The sequence below is a fragment of the Shewanella marisflavi genome, assembly GCF_002215585.1.
GTDB classification, from domain to species: Bacteria; Pseudomonadota; Gammaproteobacteria; order Enterobacterales; family Shewanellaceae; genus Shewanella; species Shewanella marisflavi.
Genome location: NZ_CP022272.1, coordinates 2,511,425 through 2,536,596, shown reverse-complemented (window position 1 = coordinate 2,536,596; position 25,172 = coordinate 2,511,425). Strand labels below are relative to the sequence as shown.

Genomic DNA, 25,172 nt, shown 5'->3' with positions numbered 1-25,172 from the left:
GTTATTGTTGTGCGCGAGCAACGTCTAGTTGGCTGATCACTTCAACTAAGGATTGATCTTTGAGGTTTTGTTGCCCACGGATCACTATCTGCTCACCGGGTTCCAATCCAGACACGACTTCAACGGTATCGGCTTCGCGGTAACCTAGTGAGACTTCGCGGCGCAGGGCATTGTCACCTTGGACGACATATAGGGCGTATTGATTATCTTGATTGACTACAGCGTTGTAGGGAACGGTTATCACATTGCTATGAGTATCGTATCTCAACTCTACCCGGGTAAACATACCCGCCTTGAGTTGGGCATTTTGGTTCGGAACAGACAGAGTGACTTTAAAGGTACCACTTTGTGGGTCCACTATCGGACTGATGCGAAGAACCTTGGCGTGAACAGTCTCTTTGGTGTGCTTGTTGGCATATAGCTCAGCTTCCTGACCTAAACGCAGGCTCTGCAGCTGTGCTTCTGGTAGGTGGACGATGCCGTAAAGTTCATCTTGGTTAACCACATAGAAGAGCTGCTCGAACTCTTTGGCCATGTTACCGGCCTTGACATAGCGCTTGGCGACAACACCGTCGATGGGTGAGCGGACCATGCTTTCCTCTACTTGCAGTGCTGCTAAGTCGCGTTTGGCGATGGCGGCCTGCAGGTTGTATTCGAGTTTGGCCATGGAGTCGGCGCTGATAAACTCTTTATTACCCATCTTCTTCAAACGATTCAGTTCTTGTTCGATGATCTCCACTTCGGCTTGAGAGCGCGCCAGGTCGTAGCGTTGGCGTTTCGCATCAATCACGGCTAACAGTTGCCCTTTGGTGACGCGATCCCCTTCTTCAACCTTAATCTCTTCGATAAGACCCGCGATACGGCTAACGACATCGGCTTCCTGAGGCGCTTCCAGGGTTGCAGTAGTGCTATAAAAGGAGGAGACGTCACCTTGTATTACAGTCGTGGTTTCAACGGGAACGGCGTATTTTTCTTCTTCTTTTTTTGTTTCCTCATTGCCACATGCACTGAGTACGGCAACAAATAGTAGGGGAAGTGCCAACTTAAACTTTGAAAAAGATTCCATGTGAAGATACCTATGTTATTTATCCAATTAGCCTTAGTAAGCACAAGGTGTGCCAAAATTTTAAATCTATATTTTTCAATTGCTTGAATCAACTAAACCCTTGAGTTGATGAACTTGTTAATTGGTTTGTAGCGAAAATGTTTAACAAGTGATGATTTTGACTACTTAAAGTTATGACTGTTAGCCATGGGAGCGCAAATTGGATTTGATACAAAATGTATCTTTAATATTCTAGTCGAAGCCTCTCTTGTTTGGCGGGCCGAATGTGAGCAAAAAATAGGTCTAGAACATCATGGCATGGATGCGTGATATTAGACGAGCCATAAAAGGACAGGCTTAAAAAGGCGTATATAAAGCGAGATAGGCATAAAAAAAGCACCCTTAAGGGTGCTTTTTAAGATTAGGCAGGGATTAACGCTGATCTAGTTTGACGAAGCCGCGTTCTGCCGAACCTGTGTAAAGCTGACGTGGACGGCTGATCTTGTGACCAGGCTGATCCAACATCTCTTTCCAGTGAGCAATCCAACCTACAGTGCGCGCTAGAGCGAACAGTACGGTGAACATGCTAGTTGGAATACCGATAGCCTTCATGATGATACCTGAGTAGAAGTCTACGTTTGGATAAAGCTTCTTAGACACAAAGTATTCATCTTCCAGTGCGATACGCTCAAGCTCCATCGCTACGTCGAGCAGTGGATCGTTAACCTTAAGCTCGGCAAGCACTTCGTGGCAAGTTTCACGCATGACTTTGGCGCGAGGGTCGAAGTTCTTGTAAACGCGGTGACCGAAGCCCATCAGACGGAATGGATCATCTTTATCCTTTGCACGTTCGATAAACTCAGGAATACGATCAACAGTACCAATCTCTTCTAGCATGTTCAGGCAAGCTTCGTTTGCGCCGCCATGTGCAGGTCCCCACAGTGAGGCAATACCCGCTGCGATACACGCAAATGGGTTCGCTCCTGAAGAACCAGCCAGACGCACAGTAGAGGTAGAAGCATTTTGCTCATGATCTGCGTGCAGGATAAAGATACGGTCCATAGCACGCTCGATGATAGGGTTAACCTTGTACTCTTCACAAGGGACCGCAAACATCATGCTTAGGAAGTTGCCCGCATAGCTTAGGTCGTTACGTGGGTAAACAAATGGCTGACCAATTGAATACTTGTAACACATAGCGGCGATAGTCGGCATCTTAGAGACTAAACGGAACGCCGCAATTTCGCGGTGGTGTTCGTCGTTAACATCGAGAGAGTCTTGATAGAATGCAGACAATGCACCTGTGACACCACATAGCATAGCCATTGGGTGTGCATCACGGCGGAAACCACGGAAGAACGACGCAAGTTGCTCGTTAACCATAGTGTGTGTCTTTACCGTGTAGACAAATTTGTCGTATTGAGCCTTGTTAGGTAGCTCACCGTAAAGCAGCAGATAACAAAGATCTAAATAATCTGAATCGACGGCAAGTTCGTCGATAGCGTAACCACGGTGTAAAAGTATACCTTGGGCGCCATCAATGTAGGTGATAGCTGATTCGCAGGATGCTGTCGCTAGGAATCCTGGGTCAAATGTAAAATGACCTTTGCTACCGAGTTTACTGATGTCGATAACATCAAATCCCGCCGTTCCTTTCTTAATAGGCAGTTCAATCGAATCGTTCCCTGGTAGTTCCAATTTGGCTATATTATCAGCCATACCCCGTTCTCCTTACTTCATTCTTATGTGAGTGCGGCTTTGTCAAACGCCAATACTTTACAGTGAATCTAGATCACATTTCAATTTAAATAACTGTTTAAATTTGTTAGACCATGGTCTTAATTTGACGTAAGTGCCCGTCATTAAAGCAACTTGCTAGAATTTTTTACCAAAAAAACAAAATTTGCATAATGTGATGTTTGTATTTGACATTTGTGGGGCGTATACTTGCTTCGGCTCGAAAGAGCTACAAACAAACCAATTCGAAAACCATTATTTACAAGCTTAATTAGTGTTTTTTGAATTAGTTAACTGTTTGTTTCAACTTTTCTTTTGAGGCGAGAGGAGGTGGTAAGTTTGCTTGCTGGTCAAATTTCGTTCGAAAGAGGTTCAATAACAAAAATAATGCTCAATGGAGCAGAGTGAGCAGAACGTGAAAAAGCAAAGACCTGTCCATCTAGATCTGCAGACCATTCGCTTTCCTGCAACAGCGATTGCGTCAATCCTACACCGTGTTTCCGGTGTCATCATGCTGTTTGCCGTCGGCATTCTTATCTGGTTGTTGAGTGAGTCACTCGCATCTGCTGAGAGTTTCGCGGGCATTCAATCTCTATTTGATAACTTCATCGTTAAGTTTGTCGTCTGGGGAATTCTTACTGCGCTTGGCTATCACCTGATTGTTGGCTTACGCCATCTGATTATGGATACCGGTTGTTGGGAAGAGTTGGACTCAGGTAACGCTTCAGCGAAAGCCGCGTTTGTTATTGCTGCGGCATGGTCAATCATTGCGGGGATTTGGGTATGGTAACAAATGCAGCGAGTCTTGGACGCAGTGGCGTTCATGATTTTATTCTTCTTCGTGCTAGTGCCGTGATCCTTACTTGTTACACTATTTTTTTAGTAGGATTCATTGCCGCTAGTGCTCCTCTCACTTATGACGTATGGCACGGGTTATTCAGTGCTTTGCCGATGAAAGTGTTTACGCTTTTAGCCTTGGTTGCCATTCTGGTTCATTCCTGGATCGGTATCTGGCAAGTGTTAACCGACTATGTTAAGCCGGTCGCAGTTCGTGGCGTACTCCAATTCGTCTTCGTCGTAGCAGCACTTTCTTATCTGGCTGCTGGCATTGTTATTGTGTGGGGTGTTTAAGTGAGTATTCCAGTTCGTGAATTTGATGCAATCGTAATTGGCGCCGGTGGCGCGGGTATGCGAGCTGCACTACAGATTTCTAAAGAAGGTAAGAGCTGCGCGCTGTTATCTAAAGTATTTCCAACGCGTTCTCATACCGTTTCAGCCCAGGGTGGTATTACCGTAGCCCTAGGAAACGCCCATGAAGACCATTGGGAACAACACATGTACGATACGGTAAAAGGTTCCGATTTCATCGGTGACCAAGACGCTATCGAATTTATGTGTCAAACCGGTCCAGAAGCCATTATCGAGCTTGAGCATATGGGTCTACCATTCTCTCGTTTCGAAAACGGTAAGATCTATCAGCGTCCTTTTGGCGGCCAGTCTAAAAACTTCGGTGGCGAGCAAGCAGCTCGTACCGCTGCTGCGGCCGACCGTACTGGTCACGCGCTACTCCACTGCCTATACCAGCAGAACGTTAAGCATAAGACTGAAGTCTTCTCTGAGTGGTACGCACTGGATCTCGTGAAAAACGAAGATGGTGCTATCGTTGGCTGTACTGCAATCGAAATCGAAACCGGTGAGATTGTTTACTTCAAGTCTAAAGCCACTATCTTAGCGACAGGTGGTGCTGGCCGTATCTACGCCTCTACCACTAACGCTCACATCAACACGGGTGACGGCGTCGGTATGGCGATGCGCGCTGGTGTGCAGATGCAAGATATGGAAATGTGGCAGTTCCACCCAACCGGTATCGCCGGCGCGGGTGTACTGGTCACTGAAGGCTGTCGTGGTGAAGGCGGATATCTGCTAAACAAAGACGGCGAGCGTTTCATGGAGCGTTATGCGCCAAACGCGAAAGACTTAGCATCGCGTGACGTGGTTGCGCGTTCTATGATGACTGAAATTCGTGAAGGTCGTGGTCTCGATGGCCCATTAGGTCCTCACTGTCTATTGAAACTTGATCACTTAGGTAAAGAGACCCTCGAAGCACGTCTACCTGGCGTATGTGAACTGTCTCGTACCTTCGCGCATATCGATCCGGCCGATGGCCCAATCCCTGTATTGCCAACCTGTCACTATATGATGGGTGGTCTACCTGCTAAGGTGAGCGGTCAGGTGATTCGTAAGAATGAAGACGGCAGCGAAACTGATGTTTCTGGTCTGTTTGCCGTGGGCGAAATTGCCTGTGTATCGGTTCACGGTGCCAACCGTCTCGGTGGTAACTCGCTACTTGACCTTGTGGTCTTTGGCCGCGCAGCGGGTCAACACTTGGGTAAGGCGTTGGATGAGACTGCTGATCCTAAAGATGCTACCGATGCCGACATCGCGAAATCACTTGAGCGTCTAAACCGTTGGGAAAGTAACAAAGACGGTGAAGATCCTGCGAAGATCCGTAAAGATCTTCAGTTGTGTATGCAGCTTAACTTCTCAGTATTCCGTAGCGGTGACGCCATGGCAGAAGGTCTCGAAGAGCTTAAGGCGATTCGTGAGCGTTTGGCCAATGCCAAGTTGTCTGATAACTCGAAAGAGTTCAACACTCAGCGTATCGAGTGTCTAGAGCTGGACAACCTGATGGCAACAGCCATCGCCACGGCTTACGCGGCTAACTTCCGTAAAGAGAGTCGTGGGGCGCACTCACGCGAAGATTACCTCGAGCGTGATGATGACAACTGGTTATGCCACAGCCTGTTCGATCCTGTGACAGAGCAGATGACCAAGCGTGCGGTGAACATGGAGCCTAAGCTTCGTGAAGCCTTCCCGCCAATCAAGCGTACCTACTAAGGAAGATAAGATGAATTTGAAGATTGCTATTTATCGCTATAATCCTGAAGTAGACACTAAGCCTTACATGAAGGATTACACGCTGGAAGTGGCTGAAGGTACCGATATGATGGTATTGGATGTCCTGATGCAGCTGAAGGTTCAAGACCCAACGTTGGCGTTCCGTCGCTCATGCCGTGAAGGTGTATGTGGTAGTGATGGCGTGAACATGAATGGTAAGAATGGTCTGGCTTGTATTACGCCTATTTCTACCTTCAAGGGTAAGAAACTGGAAATACGTCCACTGCCGGGTATGCCTGTTGTGCGTGACCTGATTGTCGACCTGACTCAGTTCTACAAGCAGTATGAGAAGATCAAACCTTACCTGATCAACGATGAAAAGACACCAGCTCGTGAGCATCTGCAATCGCCAGAAGAGCGTGCGCACTTAGATGGTCTTTATGAGTGTATCATGTGTGCGTGTTGTTCAACGGCTTGTCCATCATTCTGGTGGAACCCAGACAAGTTCGTCGGACCAAGCGGCCTGTTGCATGCTTATCGTTTCCTTATCGATAGCCGCGATACCGCGACCGAAGAGCGTTTGTCTGAGCTTGACGATGCATACAGCGTATTCCGTTGCCATGGCATCATGAACTGTGTTGATGTGTGTCCGAAAGGACTCAACCCGACGAAAGCAATTGGACACATTAAGTCCATGTTGCTGAAGCGAGCAGTATAAATGCAACACACTGAGCTAATTTTAATAATTATATAGCTCATTGAGAGTCACTTCTCCTATGTGAGAAGTGGCTCTTTTATGTAATGGAACTACACATGCCGTGAAATCTGGACTCTAGGGGCGGCAGATATTTTGCAATTGCAGGGCGTTTAACTGGGATTGCATTTTCAATACTTTGGCTAAAAACACGTGTATAAAGTTTGAAAGGAATAGAAATGCACCAAGGCATCATGAAAGCCTGGCTCGATTCGTCTCACTTGAGTGGCGCGAACTCGACCTATGTAGAAGAGATGTATGAAGCCTATCAAGAGGACCCTCAGTCAGTTTCAGACGACTGGCGAGCGGTGTTTGATAACCTCCCATATGCCAACGGTGCAACAGCAGATGTACCCGAAGCTGCCCACTCTAAAGTACGTGAATATTTCCGTAGTTTGGCGTTAGAAGGCCGCCACAAGAGCGCTGCTCGTGTGACGGATCCCGAAGTCGACGCTAAACAGGTTAAAGTTCTTCAGTTGATTAACGCGCACCGTTTCCGTGGCCACCAGAATGCGAATCTGGACCCTCTCGGTATATGGAAACGCGAAACCGTCTCTGAATTGGACCCTGCCTTCCATGGCTTAACCAGCGAAGATATGGAGCGTGAATTCAATACTGGTTCATTTGCTCACGGTGGCGACACCATGAAGCTAGGTGATCTGGTGAAAGCACTGAAGACCACTTATTGTGGTGCTATCGGCGCGGAATACATGCATATCACGGATACTGATGAGAAGCGTTGGATTCAACAACGCTTGGAGCCATCATTAGGTAGCGCTAATTACGATAAAAGCACTAAAACCCGAATTCTTGAAGGCCTAAATGCCGCCGAGGGGATGGAAAAGTATCTTGGGGCCAAGTTCCCAGGTGCCAAGCGTTTCTCGCTGGAAGGTGGTGATGCGCTAGTGCCAATGATGCGTGAAATCATCTATCGCGGTGGCGAAGCGGGTACCAAAGAGATTGTCGTGGGCATGGCTCACCGTGGTCGTCTAAACCTGCTGGTTAACATCTTAGGTAAGAAGCCATCAGAACTGTTTGACGAATTTGCTGGTAAGCATAGCGATGAGCTCAATGGTTCGGGTGACGTTAAATATCACCAAGGTTTCTCATCAGATTTCGAAACGCCAGGTGGCAATGTGCATTTAGCCCTGGCCTTTAACCCCTCGCATCTTGAGATCGTTAACCCTGTGGTTATGGGCTCGGTAAGAGCACGTCTTGACCGCCGCGGCTGTAAGACTGGTCTGCAGGTCATGCCTATCACTATTCATGGCGACAGCGCGATTGCCGGTCAAGGTATTGTCCAAGAGACCTTTAACATGTCTCAAACCCGTGCTTTCAAAGTGGGTGGCAGTATCCGTATCGTGGTCAACAACCAAGTGGGCTTTACCACCAACCTGACTGAAGATACCCGCTCTACTGAGTACTGTACCGACATCGCTAAGATGGTTCAGGCGCCCATTTTCCACGTCAATGCAGATGACCCAGAAGCCGTTGCTTTTGTGGCTCAGGTTGCGGTTGATTATCGCAACGAGTTCAAGCGTGATGTGGTGATCGATCTGGTTTGTTACCGACGTCATGGCCATAACGAAGCCGATGAGCCCAGTGCGACTCAGCCGCTGATGTATGCCAAGATTAAAAAGCATCCAACACCACGTAAGATCTACGCCGATCGCCTGATCGAAGAGAAGACGCTTGGTGCAGATGAAGTGACGTCGATGATCAACGACTATCGCGATGCCCTGGATAAGGGGGATTGCGTGGTGAAAGAGTGGCGTCCGATGACGCTGCACACAGTTGACTGGACGCCTTATCTGAATCGCGAGTGGGATGAGGCTTATCCTGCCGAATTGCCGCTGGCGCGCCTTAAAGCCTTGGCTGAGAAGATCAGCTATGTGCCTGAGAGCCATAAGTTGCAGTCACGCGTTGCTAAGATCTACAAAGATCGTGCGGCCATGGCAGCTGGTGACAAGCTACTGGATTGGGGTTTTGCCGAGACCTTAGCTTACGCCTCTATTTTGGACGACAACAAGCGCGTGCGCATTACGGGTCAAGACTCAGGCCGTGGTACCTTCTTCCACCGTCATGCCGTGCTACATAATCAGAATGACGCGACTGCCTATCTGCCGCTTCGTCAGCTGTCTGATATGCAAGGCCCTATCGATATTTCTGACTCGGTATTGTCTGAAGCCTCAGTATTGGCGTTCGAGTACGGCTATGCCACAGCAGAACCCGGCGGGTTAACCATTTGGGAAGCCCAGTTTGGTGACTTCGCTAACTGTGCTCAGGTGGTTATCGATCAGTTCCTCTCTTCTGGTGAGCAGAAGTGGGGCCGTCTGTGTGGTTTAACCATGCTGTTGCCTCATGGCTACGAAGGACAGGGCCCAGAGCATTCGAGTGCACGTCTGGAGCGTTTCCTGCAACTTTGTGCAAACCACAATATGCAGGTGTGTGTTCCTTCGACACCAGCTCAGGTATATCACATGCTGCGCCGTCAGGTGGTGCGTCCTATGCGTCGTCCTCTGGTGGTTATGTCACCTAAGTCACTGCTGCGTCATCCGCTGGCCGTGTCGACCATGGAAGAACTTGCCGAAGGCACGTTCCAAAATGTGATTGGTGAGATTGATGAGCTTGATAGCAGCAAGGTCGATCGCGTGGTCTTCTGTAGTGGTAAGGTTTACTTCGAATTGCTTGAGAAGCGTCGTAAAGAGAACCAGACCAACATTGCGCTGATTCGTGTAGAACAACTGTACCCGTTCCCACACGAAGATATGGCGCAGATCCTCGCCCAGTATCAGCACGTTAAAGATTTCGTTTGGTGTCAGGAAGAGCCTCAGAACCAGGGCGCTTGGTATTGCAGCCAGCACCACTTCTGGTCGGCCATTCCAGCCGGTGCCCAATTAACCTATGCAGGTCGTGAAGCCTCGGCAGCACCCGCATGCGGTTATCCGGCTCTGCACGCTCAGCAGCAAGAATCTTTAATTAATAGCGCATTAAAACTGTAGTAATAGACAATATAAAAAGGATAGCTTTCCATGAGTATCGAAATTAAGGTACCCGTACTGCCAGAATCAGTTGCTGATGCAACCATCGCCACATGGCATGTTAAAGCTGGCGAGCAAGTGTCTCGTGATCAAAACCTAGTCGATATCGAAACCGACAAGGTAGTTTTAGAAGTGGTTGCGCCTGAAGATGGTTCAATCGTTGAGTTCCTGGCTGAAGAAGGCGACACAGTGCTAGCGGAAGCCGTTATTGCTAAGTTTGTTGCTGGCGCCGTTGCTGGTCAGGAAGTATCTAAGGAAGAGGCCGAAGCTGCAGCGCCTCAAGCGGCTGAATCTGACGAGTCTAACGATGCGCTAAGCCCATCGGTACGTCGTCTGATCGCCGAGCACAACCTAGATGCTGCCAAGATTAAAGGCACTGGTGTTGGTGGACGTATCACTAAAGAAGATGTGGAAGCCTTTATTAAGTCAGCGCCTGCGGCTAAAACTGCTGAGCCAGCGGTTGTTGCTCCGCTTGGCGAGCGCAGCCAGAAGCGTGTACCTATGACGCGCCTGCGCAAGACTATCGCTAACCGTCTGCTAGAAGCGAAGAACTCTACGGCGATGTTGACTACCTTCAACGAAGTCAACATGAAGCCTATCATGGACATTCGTAAGCAGTATCAAGATCTGTTTGAGAAGAAGCACGGTATCCGTCTTGGTTTCATGTCTTTCTATGTGAAGGCGGTAACCGAAGCGCTTAAGCGTTTCCCAGAAGTGAACGCTTCTATTGACGGTGATGATATCGTTTATCACAACTACTTCGACGTGAGCATCGCGGTATCTACGCCTCGTGGTCTGGTAACCCCAGTACTGCGTGACACTGACACCATGAGCTTGGCCGACATTGAGCGTAACGTGCGTGAATTGGCGATCAAGGGCCGTGATGGCAAGCTTACCGTTGAAGATATGACTGGCGGCAACTTCACCGTGACTAACGGTGGTGTGTTTGGCTCGCTAATGTCTACGCCTATCCTTAACCTGCCACAAAGCGCGATCTTAGGCATGCATGCCATTAAAGATCGCCCAATGGCGGTTAATGGTCAGGTAGAAATCCTACCTATGATGTACCTAGCACTCTCTTATGACCACCGTATCATCGATGGTCGTGAGTCTGTTGGCTTCTTGGTGGCCATTAAGGACTTCCTGGAAGACCCAACTCGTCTGCTATTAGACCTGTAAGACGATGTTGTTTAGATGCCTGTCGGTAACGGTAGGCATCACCCCTCGCTACCGGCTCAACAGAGTCGGTTGGATTAGATTAGAAGTATACGGATAGATCATCATGAATTTGCATGAGTATCAGGCAAAAGCCCTATTTGCCGAATATGGTTTACCAGTGTCAGAAGGTTATGCTTGTGATACCCCTCAAGAGGCGGTAGAAGCGGCTGGCCATATTGGCGGAAATATGTGGGTTGTTAAGTGTCAAGTACACGCTGGCGGCCGTGGTAAAGCAGGTGGCGTAAAAGTTACCGGCGATAAAGAAGAGATCAGAGCATTTGCCGAGCATTGGTTAGGTAAGAACCTAGTAACGTATCAGACTGACGAGAAAGGTCAGCCAGTTGCTAAGATCTTAGTCGAAAGCTGCACTGATATCGCAAACGAGCTGTACCTAGGTGCCGTTGTTGACCGTGCGACACGTCGCGTTGTTTTCATGGCGTCTACCGAAGGTGGCGTTGAGATTGAAACAGTTGCTGAAGAGACTCCAGAACTGATCCACAAAGCGATTATCGATCCTTTGACTGGCCCTCAGCCTTACCAGGCACGTGATCTTGGCTTCAAGCTGGGTCTAAACCCAACGCAAATGAAGCAGTTCACCAAAGTGTTCATGGGTCTGGCGACTATGTTCAACGACCACGATTTTGCATTGCTTGAGATTAACCCTCTGGTTATCACTGAAGAAGGCAACATCCATTGCTTGGATGGCAAGATCGGTATCGATGGCAACGCTCTGTTCCGTCAACCAAAGATCCGCGACATGCACGATCCATCACAAGATGACGCTCGTGAAGCACACGCGGCCAAGTTCGAGCTGAACTATGTTGCCCTAGACGGTAACGTAGGTTGCATGGTAAACGGTGCCGGCCTAGCAATGGGTACTATGGACATCGTTAATCTGCACGGCGGCAAGCCAGCTAACTTCCTTGATGTGGGCGGCGGCGCGACTAAAGAGCGTGTAGCCGAAGCATTCAAGATCATCTTGTCTGACGCTAACGTGAAAGCGGTTCTTGTCAACATCTTCGGTGGTATCGTACGTTGTGACATGATCGCCGAAGGTATTATTGGCGCGGTTAAAGAAGTAGGTGTTGAAGTGCCAGTGGTTGTTCGTCTAGAAGGTACTAACGCAGATCTCGGTCGCGAAGTACTGGCTAACTCTGGTCTTGACATTATTGCAGCCGAGTCGCTAACCGATGCTGCTGTTAAAGTTGTTGCTGCTGCGGAGGGCAAATAATGTCTGTATTAATTAATAAAGATACCAAGGTTATCTGTCAGGGTTTCACTGGCGGTCAAGGTACTTTCCACTCTGAGCAAGCTATCGCGTATGGCACGCAAATGGTTGGCGGTGTTTCACCAGGTAAGGGTGGTCAGGTTCACCTGGGTCTGCCTGTTTTCAATACAGTAAAAGATGCTGTAGCTGAAACGGGTGCGACTGCAACTGTTATCTATGTACCTGCGCCTTTCTGTAAAGACGCTATCCTAGAAGCTATCGACGGTGGTATCGAGCTAATCGTTTGTATTACTGAAGGTATTCCTACTCTGGATATGCTGGAAGTTAAGGTTAAGCTGGAAGAGACTGGCGTACGTATGATCGGTCCAAACTGCCCAGGTGTTATCACTCCAGGCGAATGTAAGATCGGTATCATGCCAGGTCACATCCATAAGCCAGGTAAAGTGGGTATCGTGTCTCGCTCTGGTACGCTGACCTATGAAGCGGTTAAGCAAACTACCGATGAAGGTTTCGGCCAATCAACTTGTGTTGGTATCGGTGGCGACCCAATCCCAGGCACTAACTTCATCGACGTATTGGAAATGTTCCAAAACGATCCATTGACCGAAGCCATCGTGATGATTGGTGAGATCGGTGGTACTGCTGAAGAAGAAGCGGCTGAGTACATCAAAGCTAACGTGACTAAGCCTGTAGTGTCTTACATTGCCGGTGTGACTGCACCTGCGGGTAAGCGTATGGGTCACGCTGGTGCGATCATCGCTGGCGGTAAAGGTACGGCTGAAGACAAGTTTGCAGCGCTAGAAGCGGCAGGCGTGACTACAGTTCGTTCACTTGCCGACATCGGTAGTGCACTGCGTGCTAAGACTGGCTGGTAATTCGCTAAGTCTTTAAGCATTTGATAAAAAAGGCGCCTTAGGGCGCCTTTTTTTATGACTGCTTTAGATAACCTTTATGACTGCCTATGGTCACTACGGGTTTCCCTGCGTTCATTTTCATTACGGTGAGATAGGCCAAATTCGGCAGGGGTGAGGATATAGGTGTCTTCGCAATAGAAATCTTCGGCGCTACACTGTTGCCACCAAGATGCCCAGGCTGTGCCTTGCAGTTTATTCTCTATGATGGCGTTATGGGTCAGGGGCGCTACCAGGCTACCGGTAGAGATGAGCAGGCCATAAGGTGAACGGCGTTTAATCATTCTTGGCTTTAACTTGTCGGGATTATCCAGTCCCATGCTGCCTACCAATTCATAGAAGGCTTTTAAGGTGTTTTGGTGGAAGTTCTTCACCCGTTCACTTTTCTTCTTTACATCCAGGGCCTTGGAGCGCGCAGGATCTTGTGTAGCAATACCCGTTGGGCACATGTTGGTGTTACAGCTTCTCGATTGAATACAGCCCAGCGACAGCATCATGGTACGGGCGGCATTGACCAGATCGGCGCCCATGGCAATCTTGGTCAGTAGATCGAAACTTGAGGCCGTCTTACCCGCAGCGATCAGGGTGATCTTATGCCTCAGTCCCACGCCAACCAAGGCATTATTGGCAAAGTAGACCCCTTCGAGACATGTCATGCCTAAACGATTGCTAAACTCCACTGGTGCGGCCCCTGTGCCGCCTTCGGCGCCATCTATGGTGATGAAATCGGGTGTGATATTGGTTTTTAGCATCGCTTTACAGATGGCGAGAAACTCCGCCGGATTGCCTATACAGAGCTTAAAGCCCACAGGCTTACCGCCGCTTAACTCTCGCAGGCGATTGACGAAGTTGAGCAGAGCAATGGGCGTGGTGCACTCAGGGTTGACCGCCGGGGAGACACAATCCTTATCCATGGATATATGCCGAATACGGGCGATCTCCGGGGTGATTTTGGCCTTTGGTAACAGGCCTCCTTTACCCGGTTTAGCGCCTTGGCTGAGCTTTATCTCTATCATCTTGATCTGGAGGTGCTTGGCCATCTTCTCGAAAGTGTCGGGATTGAAATTGCCCTCATCGTCGCGACAGCCAAATAGCCCAGAACCTATCTGCCACACTAAATCGCCTCCATGTTTGAGGTGGTAGGGACTGACACCGCCTTCCCCCGTATTGTGGTAACAGCCTGCCTTTTTGGCGCCCAGGTTAAGGGCCTCAATCGCATTGGCGCTGAGGGAGCCAAAACTCATGGCGGAGATATTGAAGTAGGAGGCGTCGTAGGGCTTAGTGCAGTCAGGACCGCCAATGCGCACCCGTTTGGCCTGTTCGTCGATCTGTTTAGGTGACAGTGAATGCCACAGGCTTAAATAATTTTCTTCTAATAGGTCGCGCTGGGTTCCGAAGGCGATAGTATCGCGTACATTTTTGGCTCTTTGGTAGACCAGGGATCGCTGCTCGCGATTGAATGGGGCTTCTTCTGTGTCGCCGGCGATAAAATATTGCTGTATTTCCACCCGGTAAGATTCAAGGAAATAACGTAGATAGGCGACCACTGGGTAGAGGCGGTTGAGTGTATGAGAGCTAAACAGCAGATCATAGGCGCCGATTAGGGTGTAGAGCAGGGTAAAGCCGAGGAGAAACGCGGCGCCAGTGCCGCCAAACTTGAGGTAGTAATAGAGTCCGGCCCCATTGCCTAGGGTGGCGATAAGCCAAAAGACCTTTTGCATGATAGTCATAACGCATTCCAGTATTGCAGACACTTATCCTTAGCTGTCTATTGAACGCCATTGCAATTGTTTTAGCAATTGTTCACGTTGAGACTTATGTTATTTTTACTTATTTTAAGCGAGGTTAGTGTAAAGCTATGCCCGCTTAAGCTTGGATGAATACTTCCTAATCTAACGTGTTATGGGTATATTGAAACGCTAGATGGGGAAATGAAAGGAGCGGGTGGTGATCATCGCAGAAACAGAAAGGCTGATTTTACGCCAATTTGAGGCACAGGATGTGGAGAGTCTCTACTTGCTAAACAGCATTCCTGAGGTATTAACCTATATCCCTGGTGCGCCAATGACCTGTCGCTCGCAGGCTCAGGATATTTTTGAAAACGTGTTGCTTAAAAACTACCGCGAACGTGGCTATGGTCGCTGGGCGGTTGAACACAAGGCCGATAACAAGGTGATAGGTTTTTGTGGCCCAACCTATATCAAAGAGTTTGATGAGGTTGAGTTAGGTTATCGCTACCTGCCTGAATATTGGGGCAAGGGGATCGCTTCGGAGGCGGGACAAGCAGCGTTATCACGATTTAAAGCTCATGGTATAGATGAGGCCATTGCATTGATTTTGCTTGCGAATAAAGGCTCAGAAAGAGTAGCGCGCAAGTTGGGCATGGTCGAGCGCGAACACAGTAAATTTATGGGCCACAAGGTGAAAGTGTTTCATAAGGTATTGTAAATCAGCGTGACTAAACCTTAGGTGTCACCTTAAACAAAAAAACCAGCATAATGCTGGTTTTTCTTTATGGGTGACTTAGCACCGAATTATTCGTCGCCGTGGTCGCACTCGTCGTTGGTGCATACGCCATAGAGGTACAAACTATGATTGGTCAGCTTAATGTTGTGCTTCATCGCAATCTCGTCTTGGCGTCGCTCAATCATTTCATCAGAAAACTCGATCACTTTACCGCATGAGAGACATACCAGGTGATCATGATGGTGGGTAGAGGACAGTTCAAACACGGCCTTGCCGCTTTCAAAGTGATGACGGGTAACAATACCTGCATCATCGAATTGGTTTAATACACGGTAAACCGTAGCCAGACCTATTTCTTCGCCAATATCGAGCAGTTTTTTATATAGTTCTTCTGCACTGATATGCTGGTTTTCGGGCTCCTGCATCAGCTCGAGGATCTTGACTCGTGGTAAGGTGACCTTTAATCCCGCTTTTTTTAGCGCTTGATTTCCATCTGTCATTATTAATCTCTGGATTGAAGAACCATTAGCATTGCCAATAGTGGTTCAGTAGTTGATGTTGAGAACCATTATAGGGGGTGAAATTGAAAACTTAAACCTTTGATCTTGCATATTGTTCGCATCGGCAGAAATTTGTTCTAAATTGGCCCTACCTGTGGAATTTAGGCTGAATTTAAGGCGTACTTTTTGTAATGTTATTGAGACTAATGCCTAATAGTCTTACACAGAAGTATCTGGCAGGATGAGATTCTGGCCTGAGTGTGCCTTGGTGGTGAACTGGGCCCCAGTATAATGATAACGAGAAGGAAGCGGGATGTATCGGCAGATTGTAGTGTTAACCGGGGCAGGGATCTCGGCAGAGTCCGGTTTGAGAACCTTTAGGGATCAAGATGGACTTTGGGAAGAGCATAAAATTGAAGATGTCGCCACGCCAGAAGGTTATGCGCGCGACCCTGAGATGGTTGAGCGTTTCTATAATGAACGTTGGCAACAGCTCCATAATGGCGAGATAGAGCCTAACGACGCGCACAAAGCACTTGCAAGGTTGGAGCAGGAGTTCGACGGCCAGCTGTTGGTGGTCACACAAAATATCGATGATCTTCACGAGCGTGCCGGTTCTCGTCGCCTGCTGCATATGCATGGTGAATTGACCAAGGGACGCTGCCCGCGTTCTCACCAGACCTTTTTGTTGACGGATCACTTTGGCGTTAACCATACCTGTACCTGCTGTATTCCCGCCCAGCGCCTGCGCCCCCATGTGGTTTGGTTCGGTGAGATGCCCATAGGGTTAGACCGTATTCAGCATGCGTTAGATACCTGTGATCTCTTCATTGCCATCGGCACCTCAGGCACGGTTTATCCTGCGGCAGGCTTTGTCGATACTGCTAACCATCATGGTGCCCAAACAGTGGAAGTGAATCTAATGCCAGCGGATCGCCATAGTCAGTTCCAGTATCACCTACAAGGCAAGGCCAGCAAGATAGTACCGCAGCTGGTTGAGCAGATCCTTGCTGGTGATGTGATTAGCGATCAGCCCTTCAGCCAGGCCGCTAAAGGGTGAGCTCAGGGGTGAGCCACCCAGAGCGTGAGCCGCAAGCGGCACCGGCCGCTCACAGCAGACTCGCGATTATCATGCGCGGCCTGCCGGGTAGCGGAAAGAGTTACTGGGTGGAGCAATTTATTGCAGGGAAAAGTGACGGTGAGGCGATTCGCCGTAGAGGCTACTTTTCAACTGACAGTTATTTTGTCAAAGAGGGCGAGTATCGTTTCGACGCCAGTCGACTCGCCCAGTACCATCAGTTTAATCTCACTGCATTTATTCAAGCTCTATCAAGGGGCGAAGGCATAGTGATTTGCGATAACACCAACATGGCTCATTGGGAGTTTATGGCCTATGAGGCTGCCGCCAAGGCGATGGGCTATCAGGTGCGCATCGTGCTCATAGGCAATCCTGGTGACTTGGCTCATCAGCGTCTGTGTGCAGAGCGCAATCAACATGGCTTAGGGCTCAAACAGATCCAGGCGATGGCGCGTCAGTTCGAGCAGTTATAAGCAGCGCAGCCCATTTATATCGATATGGGGGAGGAAGGAGATGTTTGCGGTGATCTTTAAGGCCAAGGTGGCCCACTTGGATGCCAGATACAGTGAGATGGCAGCTCAAATGCGGCAATTAGCGATGGAGAAATACCACTGCCAGGACTTTATTGCTGTGACCGAAGGGGAGCTGGAGATCGCCATCTCCTATTGGCGCAGCGAAGCCGATATTTTGGCCTGGAAACAAGATAGCGAACATAGAGTTGCCCAGCAGCTAGGCAGGCAAGCTTGGTACAAGAGTTACCAGGTCGAAATAGTCGAGATAAAGCGCCAATATCAAGGTTAACTATTGCGTGTTTCAAGGTGAGCTTGATGTGTCGTTATAACCGAGCCGTGGCAAAGGTCAAAAGCAAGCTTTAAAGGATATAAACCGAGTATTTTGTCTGGTATGGCAAACGCCCACAAGGAGGAGCAAGGTGTCATCAGTACTGATGAGTGATCTAGATTGCATGGCGTCGCAGGCGGCTATCGCCGAGGTGCTCAGCGAAGGCGATAGCCTGGGTTATTTGGCCTCAGGCCATGAGTCGGAGCAAAGTTACTATAAGGCGACGCAGGAGCAATATTCCCGTTTAGGCTTGAGGCTTGAGCATTATCTGGATCTTGAGCAAGGCTTTTCTACGGCGGGGTTGGATAGGTTACTAAATTACAGAGCGATTCATCTCGCCGGTGGTGATACCTTTGGCTTTTTAGCGCAAGTGCATGCCCGCGGACTGATGACGGAGTTTTCTGACTATTGTCACCGAGGTGGGATCTTAATTGGCATGAGCGCTGGCGCTATGCTGATGACCCCGACGATTGCCTGTGCTCCCTTGTGCGGTGATGTTAATCACCAGGCGCTTAGCGATTTGAGTGGTCTGGGCTTGCTCCCCTATCAATTTTTACCCCATTGCGATCTCAGTGACGGCGGAGTGGCAATGAGCGTCAGGGCCGCGTGTCAACTCGAGGCATCGAGTTTGGCTGAGTATCCCCTCATACTCTGTAGCGATGAGGATGCCGTATTGGTCACCAAGGCTGGGCTGCGCGGTTTCGGTCAACCACTGCTTTTCGATGGCGTGGGCTTGATGGCGCTCTCTCTGTAGGGCTAACGTTTTGCTTAAGAGTCTCCACAATTAAACAAGGCATTCACTGTTCACCATAGCGCTTAATTGTTCAAGGACACCTGGTTGAGCGGGCATTTGTGCCGTTTCTTGCTGGCCCAAGGGGTTGTCTCATCAGTGTCTGTTCCGCACCAGAGGCTCATCTTTTACCAATGGTGAAAGGTTGACCCTAAGGGTAAGATACTCGTCCCACTAATCGCTGCTAGCATCTGATATTCCCTGGCTAAACCAACTCGCAATGGATCGATCTGCGACATTATTTTTTGCTGTTTTTGCCCCCATAAATAGTGACTCATTTTCCTACTAAATAAGCCTAGATTGAACTCGAGCAACACAAAGTGTTGTTTAGTATGGGTTTTTGTCGTTATTGTTAAATTTTCCCGCTGCGTTCGTTTTTGATGACGCGCCGTCAAAGTGCAGCATCTTGTGCCTGCGCTGTAAATGCAGCCTGACAAAACATTAGACTAAAGTTAGTGAAATTCGACCAGTTAATGCTTGCTTTACGTTCGCGTAAACGTCACAGTGATATTATTTGAACATGATCACGCTTTCACCATGAAGCCGTGTGACATGAGCGCATAAGTACCTTGAATGGAGCGGAAGATGAGTACAGAGCAAACTAACCAAGAAATCGTGATTGTTGCGGCGAAACGCACCCCTATGGGTGGATTCCAAGGATCCCTTTCCAGCGTGCCGTCACCGACACTCGCCGCCACGGCGATTAAGGGACTCATGGACGCTGCAGGCGTTCAGGGCGACGATGTTAACGAAGTCTTGATGGGCTGCGTATTGCCAGCGGGTCTCGGCCAGGCGCCAGCGCGTCAGGCGACCTTAGGTGCCGATCTCCCTCTGTCAGTGGGTGCGACCACAGTCAACAAGGTGTGTGGTTCAGGCATGAAGACTGTCATGATGGCTCATGATCTGATTAAAGCCGGCAGCGCCGAGGTGGTTATTGCCGGTGGTATGGAAAGCATGAGTCAGGCACCTTACCTGTTAGATAAGGCGCGCGGCGGCATGCGCATGGGCCATGGCAAGGTGCTGGATCATATGTTCCTCGATGGTCTAGAAGATGCCTACACGGGCGGCGCCATGGGTACTTTTGCCCAGAAGACCGCCGATGATTTCGGTATCACCCGCGAGGCAATGGATAACTTTGCCCTAAGCTCGTTGCAAAAAGCCAATGCCGCTATCGAATCTGGTGCCTTTAAGGCTGAGATAGTGCCGGTTACCGTGGCCAGCCGTAAAGGCGATATCGTGGTTGATACTGACGAGCAGCCTGGCAACGCCAGACCCGAGAAGATCCCAACCCTGCGTCCAGCTTTCGCGAAAGAGGGTACCATCACGGCGGCCAACTCAAGCTCCATTTCTGATGGCGCCGCGGTATTGATGCTGATGAGCGCAGACGAGGCGAGCAAGCGCGGTTTAGAAGTGCTGGCCACCATCAAGGGCCATACGACGCATTCACAAGAGCCTTCAATGTTTACCACAGCGCCAGTGGGCGCGATGAACAAGCTGCTGGATAAGGTTAACTGGTCGAAAGACGATGTGGATCTGTTTGAGATCAACGAAGCCTTTGCCATGGTGACCATGCTGGCCATCTCTGAGCTGAGCCTTGACGAGGCTAAGGTCAACGTCAATGGCGGCGCCTGCGCCCTGGGTCATCCTATCGGTTGCTCAGGTGCCCGCGTACTGGTCACTCTTATTCATGCCCTGAAGGCCAGAGGCCTTAAGCGCGGTGTGGCATCACTGTGTATCGGTGGTGGTGAAGCGACCGCTATGGCTATCGAAGTGTAACTCCCTTTTTTGGGCTCGCGTCAGCGAGCCTATGCATTCACCCATGATTATGTGAGTTTTTTGCTGTCACTTACATAGCAGATCATCAGGTAGCGGCATTTGTCCATGCCTGTTAGACGTATTTAGGAAAGCGATATGACAACTCAAGTAAAACATTACATCGACGGTCAGTTTATTTTAGGTAGCGGCCAGCAACAGATCTCTGTCACTAACCCGGCGAATAACGAGGTGATTGCCACGATCAACGCCGCCACGGTAGAAGAAGTTGAAACCGCGATCGCCAGCGCCAAGCAAGCCTTTGCCACCTGGAAAGAGGTGCCTGTGTCTGAGCGCGCCCGCGTGATGTTCCGCTACCAGCACCTGCTGAAAGCGCATCATGACGAGATCGCGACAATCCTGGCCCAGGAAACCGGTAAGACCTTCGAAGATGCCAAGGGCGACGTATGGCGCGGTATCGAAGTGGCAGAACATGCCTGCAATATCGCTAGCCTTATCATGGGTGAAACCGTTGAAAACGTGGCCCGCAGCATAGACACCTATAGTTACACTCAGCCGCTGGGCGTGTGCGCTGGTATTACGCCGTTTAACTTCCCGGCAATGATCCCACTGTGGATGTTCCCACTGGCAATAGCATGTGGTAACACCTTCGTGCTTAAGCCATCTGAGCAAGATCCTTTGACGCCCCAGCGTCTGGTTGAGCTGTTCGAAGAAGCTGGCGCGCCTAAGGGCGTACTGCAACTGGTACACGGTGACAAGACAGCGGTAGACGTGCTGCTTAGTCATCAGGATATCAAGGCGATCTCTTTCGTTGGCTCTGTAGGCGTGGGTCAGTACATCTATAAGACAGGTACCGACAACCTCAAGCGCGTTCAGGCCTTTGCCGGTGCTAAGAATCACTGCGTTATCATGCCAGATGCCAACAAGCAGCAGGTGATCAACAACTTAGTAGGCGCCTCTGTGGGCGCGGCCGGTCAGCGCTGTATGGCCCTGTCGGTAGCGGTATTTGTCGGCGAAGCCAAGAAGTGGATCCCTGAGCTGCGTGACGCTATCGCCAAGGTCAGACCGGGCGTATGGGACGACAAAGATGCGGCCTATGGCCCTGTTATCAGCCCTGCCGCCAAGGAGCGCGTGCTTAAGTTGATTGCCCAGGGTAAGGAAGAGGGCGCCGAGTGTCTGCTGGACGGTAGCGATTTTACCGTCGAAGGTTATGAAAACGGTAACTGGGTTGGCCCAACCATGTTTACCAATGTGACCACAGACATGAGCATTTACAAGGAAGAGATCTTCGGCCCAGTATTGTGCTGCATGGAAGTGGAGTCGCTGGAAGAGGCGATCGAGCTGGTTAACAACAGCCCATATGGTAACGGTACCTCTATCTTCACCGCTTGTGGCGCCGCTGCTCGTAAGTATCAGCACAACATCGAAGTGGGTCAGGTAGGGATCAACGTGCCTATTCCTGTGCCACTGCCATTCTTCTCGTTTACCGGTTGGAAAGGCAGCTTCTACGGCGATCAGCACGCCTACGGTAAGCAGGCGGTGCGTTTCTACACAGAGACTAAGACGATCACCGCTCGCTGGTTTGAGACAGATATCGTCGAGGCGGAGCACCATGCGCCTAACATGACAATTGCCCTGAAATAGGCGGCAATAAGAGACCTTGCAAGGTAAAAGCGATAAGGCCGGGGCCGAATCGCTTTTATCATTACTAGCCTTCAACAAGTTAAGCGCCGCCATAAATAAGCCGAATCATAGATTCAAGGCAAATACAAAGGCGCGAAAGGAGAGATCAGATGGATTTTAATCTGAATGAAGACCAACGTCAGTTCGCCGAACTGGCTACCCAATTTGCCCAGGAAGAGCTGGCACCTTTTGCCGCCAAGTGGGATGAAGAACATCATTTTCCTAAAGACGTGATTCAAAAAGCCGGTGAGCTAGGTTTCTGCTCACTCTACTCGCCCGAGTCGGAAGGGGGCATGGGCCTGTCTCGTCTGGATTCTTCCATTATTTTCGAGCAGCTCGCCATGGGCTGTACCGCGACTACCGCCATGCTGACCATTCACAATATGGCCACCTGGATGGTCACTAGCTTTGGCTCTCAGAATCTTCGCGACGAATGGTCTGAGGCGTTAACGACTGGCAGCAAGCTAGCCTCATACTGTTTGACCGAGGCGGGGGCGGGCAGCGACGCGGCCTCACTCAAGACTAAGGCCGTGCGCGAAGGCGACGAATATGTGATCTCTGGCGCCAAGATGTTTATCTCGGGCGCAGGCTCTACCGAATTGCTAGTGGTCATGTGCCGCACTGGTGAAGCAGGTCCTAAGGGGATCTCGGCGATTGCCATTCCGGCCGATGCCGAAGGGATCACTTACGGTAAGGCGGAAGATAAGATGGGCTGGAATGCCCAGCCGACCCGCGAGATCACCTTTGACAAGGTGCGTGTGCCCGTGACCAACCTATTGGGTGAAGAGGGCCAGGGCTTTACCTTCGCAATGAAGGGCCTCGACGGTGGTCGTATCAACATCGCTACCTGTTCAGTCGGTACTGCTCAAGCAGCCCTTGAGCGCGCCCAGCAATATATGAACGAGCGTCAGCAGTTTGGTAAGCCGATCGCCGCCTTCCAGGCGTTGCAATTTAAGCTAGCCGACATGGCGACCGAATTGGTGGCTGCCCGTCAGATGGTGCGTCTGGCTGCCTTTAAACTCGATAGTGGCGATCCAGAAGCCACAGCCTACTGCGCCATGGCCAAACGCTTTGCCACCGACGTGGGCTTTAACGTGTGTGATAGCGCGTTGCAGCTGCACGGCGGTTACGGTTACATCCGCGAATATCCGCTGGAGCGTCACTTCCGCGACGTACGCGTACACCAGATCCTAGAGGGCACCAATGAGATCATGCGTCTTATCATTGCCCGTCGTTTACTCGACGAAAATGCCAGCCAAATCTTATAGTCAGGGAGAAGAGAGATGACAGCGATAGTTGAACAGATCATCGGCCATACCGCCGTACTGACCATGAACAATCCACCGGCCAATACCTGGACGGCAGACAGCCTGGCGCTGCTTAAGCAGAAGGTCACCGAGCTCAACGCCAACAAGGAGATCTACGCTCTGGTACTGACTGGTGAAGGCGAGAAGTTTTTCAGCGCCGGCGCCGATCTCAAGTTATTTGCCGACGGCGACAAGGGTAATGCGGCCACTATGGCGAAACATTTTGGTGAGGCGTTTGAGGCGTTAAGCGCATTTCGTGGCGTCTCTATCGCTGCCATCAACGGCTATGCTATGGGTGGCGGTTTAGAGGTTGCCTTGGCCTGTGATATTCGCATTGCCGAGGCGCAATCAGTGTTAGCTCTGCCAGAAGCCACCGTTGGCCTGCTGCCCTGTGCGGGCGGCACCCAAAACCTGACCGCCCTGGTGGGTGAGGGTTGGGCCAAGCGTATGATCCTGTGCGGTGAGCGTGTTAATGCCGACAAGGCGCTAAGTATCGGTCTTATCGAAGAGGTGGTCGAGAAGGGGCAAGCCTTAGCTACTGCCATGGCGCTAGCCGAGAAGGTGGCGAACCAGAGCCCAAGTAGTGTGACCGTGTGTAAGCAGCTTATTCAGTCTGGCCGCACCATGCCGCGCACCCAGGCGTTGCCGCTTGAGCGTGAGCTGTTTGTGGGGCTGTTTGATACCGAAGATCAGGCAGAAGGGGTTAACGCCTTCCTTGAGAAGCGCAAAGCAAACTGGAAAAACCGCTAATGACTGAGCAGACAAATTGTGTGGTCTTTCAGACCTTAGGCACCCTATCCGGCAAAAGGGTTGGGGTTGCTACCCTCAACATGGAGAAGGCGCTCAACGCCCTTAACATGGATATGGTGCAAGCGTTGACCGCTCAGTTAACCGACTGGGCCGATGATGATGCCATTGCCATGGTGGTGCTGGACGGCGCTGGCGAGAAAGCCTTCTGTGCCGGTGGTGATGTGCGTGCTCTCTATCAGGCGGCGCGAGAGCAGCCCGGTGAGATCCCTGAGGTGACTCAGGAGTTCTTTACCCGAGAATATTTCCTCGATCATCTGCTGCATACCTTCGACAAGCCGGTATTGGTGTGGGGCGATGGCATAGTTATGGGTGGCGGTCTCGGCCTGATGGCTGGCGCCAGTCATCGAATAGTGACCGAGCGTTCACGCATCGCCATGCCAGAGGTGACCATAGGCCTCTATCCTGATGTAGGTGGCAGCTACTTCCTCAACCGAATGCCGGGCCATATGGGCCGTTTCTTAGGGATGACCGCCTATAACATGGATGGCGCCGATGCCTTCTATGTGGGCCTAGGTAATCACTTCCTTAACTCAAATGACAAGCAGCCACTGTTTGACGCGCTTTCCAGCGTCGACTGGGAAAGCGATGTTTGTGCTAATCATGGCAAATTAAACGCGCTACTCGAGGCGATGTCGAGCCGCTGCGAACAACCTATGGGCGCGAGTGTCCTCGAGCAACATCAAGCCGAGATCGATGCCCTAATGGAGGGTGAGCTGGCTGATATCATGACCAAGGTAAAGGCGGTGGAAGACGGTGAGCCTTGGCTGGCGCGCGCCCTAAGCACCATGCTGGCAGGTAGTCCTTTGAGTCTGCATCTGGTGTATCAGCAGTCGCTACTTGGCACAGAGTTGAGTCTGAGTCAGGTCTTCCAGTTGGAACTGGGACTGAGCTGTAACTGCTGCTCAATCGGTGATTTTGCTGAAGGGGTGAGGGCACTGCTTATCGATAAGGACCGTCGGCCACAGTGGCTGTATGAGACTGTCGAGGCCGTGCCACAAGAGATGGTTAAATCACTAATGACCTCGCCATGGGATCCACAAAACGATCCACTGCGCACCTTAGGCCAATAATTTTTCAGGCAAAGCCTGAAGAA

22 protein-coding genes are annotated in these 25,172 nt (G+C 50.3%); 18 read left to right on the top strand and 4 right to left on the bottom strand.

What is annotated here, in order from left to right:
• Position 1: 1 nt before the first annotated feature.
• Positions 2 to 1,066 carry an efflux RND transporter periplasmic adaptor subunit gene (locus CFF01_RS11100; protein ID WP_033539610.1) on the bottom strand — a complete coding sequence of 355 codons (1,065 nt, stop codon included), beginning with the start codon at positions 1,064 to 1,066 and terminating at the stop codon, positions 2 to 4.
• Between the two features lie 411 nt (positions 1,067 to 1,477).
• A complete protein-coding gene (locus CFF01_RS11095; protein ID WP_033539611.1) occupies positions 1,478 to 2,764 on the bottom strand; it encodes a citrate synthase in 1,287 nt (428 codons plus the stop codon).
• 412 nt (positions 2,765 to 3,176) lie between these two features.
• Here CFF01_RS11095 and sdhC point away from each other — a divergent pair, with 412 nt between their 5' ends.
• The 8 genes from sdhC (at position 3,177) to sucD (ending at position 12,796) form a co-directional block, all read left to right on the top strand.
• Positions 3,177 to 3,572, top strand: coding sequence for a succinate dehydrogenase cytochrome b556 subunit (gene sdhC, locus CFF01_RS11090; RefSeq protein ID WP_033539612.1), 396 nt, complete (start codon positions 3,177 to 3,179; stop codon positions 3,570 to 3,572).
• The gene (gene sdhD / locus CFF01_RS11085) at positions 3,566 to 3,913 is read left to right on the top strand and encodes a succinate dehydrogenase, hydrophobic membrane anchor protein (protein WP_033539613.1); all 348 of its coding nucleotides are present in this window, start codon (positions 3,566 to 3,568) and stop codon (positions 3,911 to 3,913) included. Before sdhC ends, sdhD begins: the two co-directional genes overlap by 7 nt.
• Positions 3,914 to 5,680 carry a succinate dehydrogenase flavoprotein subunit gene (gene sdhA, locus CFF01_RS11080; protein WP_033539614.1) on the top strand — a complete coding sequence of 589 codons (1,767 nt, stop codon included), beginning with the start codon at positions 3,914 to 3,916 and terminating at the stop codon, positions 5,678 to 5,680.
• Between the two features lie 10 nt (positions 5,681 to 5,690).
• Entirely contained in the window at positions 5,691 to 6,398 is a 708-nt protein-coding gene (locus tag CFF01_RS11075; protein ID WP_033539615.1) for a succinate dehydrogenase iron-sulfur subunit, read from the top strand.
• A gap of 215 nt (positions 6,399 to 6,613) precedes the next feature.
• A complete protein-coding gene (sucA, locus tag CFF01_RS11070) occupies positions 6,614 to 9,436 on the top strand; it encodes a 2-oxoglutarate dehydrogenase E1 component (protein ID WP_088904829.1) in 2,823 nt (940 codons plus the stop codon).
• Positions 9,437 to 9,466: 30 nt separating this feature from the next.
• On the top strand, positions 9,467 to 10,654 hold the full coding sequence (gene odhB, locus CFF01_RS11065) for a 2-oxoglutarate dehydrogenase complex dihydrolipoyllysine-residue succinyltransferase (RefSeq protein WP_033539617.1): 1,188 nt from the start codon (positions 9,467 to 9,469) through the stop codon (positions 10,652 to 10,654).
• Positions 10,655 to 10,757: 103 nt separating this feature from the next.
• Entirely contained in the window at positions 10,758 to 11,924 is a 1,167-nt protein-coding gene (gene sucC, locus CFF01_RS11060; protein ID WP_033539618.1) for an ADP-forming succinate--CoA ligase subunit beta, read from the top strand.
• Positions 11,924 to 12,796 carry a succinate--CoA ligase subunit alpha gene (gene sucD / locus CFF01_RS11055; protein WP_033539619.1) on the top strand — a complete coding sequence of 291 codons (873 nt, stop codon included), beginning with the start codon at positions 11,924 to 11,926 and terminating at the stop codon, positions 12,794 to 12,796. The genes sucC and sucD overlap by 1 nt, the downstream gene beginning before the upstream one ends.
• Positions 12,797 to 12,870: 74 nt before the next feature.
• Here the strand turns inward: sucD and CFF01_RS11050 are convergent, their stop codons facing one another.
• A complete protein-coding gene (locus CFF01_RS11050; RefSeq protein WP_088904828.1) occupies positions 12,871 to 14,562 on the bottom strand; it encodes an FMN-binding glutamate synthase family protein in 1,692 nt (563 codons plus the stop codon).
• A 217-nt stretch (positions 14,563 to 14,779) separates the two neighbouring features.
• On the opposite strand from CFF01_RS11050, the gene CFF01_RS11045 reads away from it, so the two are divergent.
• Complete coding sequence (locus tag CFF01_RS11045) at positions 14,780 to 15,280, top strand: GNAT family N-acetyltransferase (RefSeq protein ID WP_088904827.1); 501 nt, start codon at positions 14,780 to 14,782, stop codon at positions 15,278 to 15,280.
• Between the two features lie 86 nt (positions 15,281 to 15,366).
• Here CFF01_RS11045 and fur read toward each other — a convergent pair whose 3' ends face one another.
• Positions 15,367 to 15,798, bottom strand: a complete 432-nt coding sequence (gene fur, locus CFF01_RS11040; protein WP_033539621.1) for a ferric iron uptake transcriptional regulator — start codon at positions 15,796 to 15,798, stop codon at positions 15,367 to 15,369.
• A gap of 313 nt (positions 15,799 to 16,111) precedes the next feature.
• On the opposite strand from fur, the gene cobB reads away from it, so the two are divergent.
• From cobB to CFF01_RS10995, 9 genes are all read left to right on the top strand, one after another.
• Positions 16,112 to 16,858, top strand: a complete 747-nt coding sequence (cobB, locus tag CFF01_RS11035) for a Sir2 family NAD+-dependent deacetylase (protein WP_033539622.1) — start codon at positions 16,112 to 16,114, stop codon at positions 16,856 to 16,858.
• 71 nt (positions 16,859 to 16,929) lie between these two features.
• Complete coding sequence (locus CFF01_RS11030) at positions 16,930 to 17,349, top strand: AAA family ATPase (protein ID WP_088905933.1); 420 nt, start codon at positions 16,930 to 16,932, stop codon at positions 17,347 to 17,349.
• Positions 17,350 to 17,389: 40 nt separating this feature from the next.
• Positions 17,390 to 17,677, top strand: coding sequence for an antibiotic biosynthesis monooxygenase family protein (locus tag CFF01_RS11025; protein ID WP_033539623.1), 288 nt, complete (start codon positions 17,390 to 17,392; stop codon positions 17,675 to 17,677).
• 130 nt (positions 17,678 to 17,807) lie between these two features.
• Positions 17,808 to 18,470, top strand: a complete 663-nt coding sequence (locus CFF01_RS11020) for a Type 1 glutamine amidotransferase-like domain-containing protein (RefSeq protein ID WP_157704987.1) — start codon at positions 17,808 to 17,810, stop codon at positions 18,468 to 18,470.
• Positions 18,471 to 19,091: 621 nt separating this feature from the next.
• Positions 19,092 to 20,282 (top strand): thiolase family protein, encoded by a 1,191-nt coding sequence (locus tag CFF01_RS11015; RefSeq protein WP_088904825.1) that lies wholly within the window; start codon positions 19,092 to 19,094, stop codon positions 20,280 to 20,282.
• 135 nt (positions 20,283 to 20,417) lie between these two features.
• Positions 20,418 to 21,923, top strand: coding sequence for a CoA-acylating methylmalonate-semialdehyde dehydrogenase (locus tag CFF01_RS11010; protein ID WP_088904824.1), 1,506 nt, complete (start codon positions 20,418 to 20,420; stop codon positions 21,921 to 21,923).
• Between the two features lie 149 nt (positions 21,924 to 22,072).
• Positions 22,073 to 23,230, top strand: a complete 1,158-nt coding sequence (locus CFF01_RS11005) for an acyl-CoA dehydrogenase family protein (protein WP_033539627.1) — start codon at positions 22,073 to 22,075, stop codon at positions 23,228 to 23,230.
• A 15-nt stretch (positions 23,231 to 23,245) separates the two neighbouring features.
• Positions 23,246 to 24,019, top strand: a complete 774-nt coding sequence (locus CFF01_RS11000; RefSeq protein ID WP_033539628.1) for an enoyl-CoA hydratase — start codon at positions 23,246 to 23,248, stop codon at positions 24,017 to 24,019.
• A complete protein-coding gene (locus CFF01_RS10995; RefSeq protein WP_088904823.1) occupies positions 24,019 to 25,149 on the top strand; it encodes an enoyl-CoA hydratase/isomerase family protein in 1,131 nt (376 codons plus the stop codon). Before CFF01_RS11000 ends, CFF01_RS10995 begins: the two co-directional genes overlap by 1 nt.
• Positions 25,150 to 25,172 lie beyond the last annotated feature (23 nt).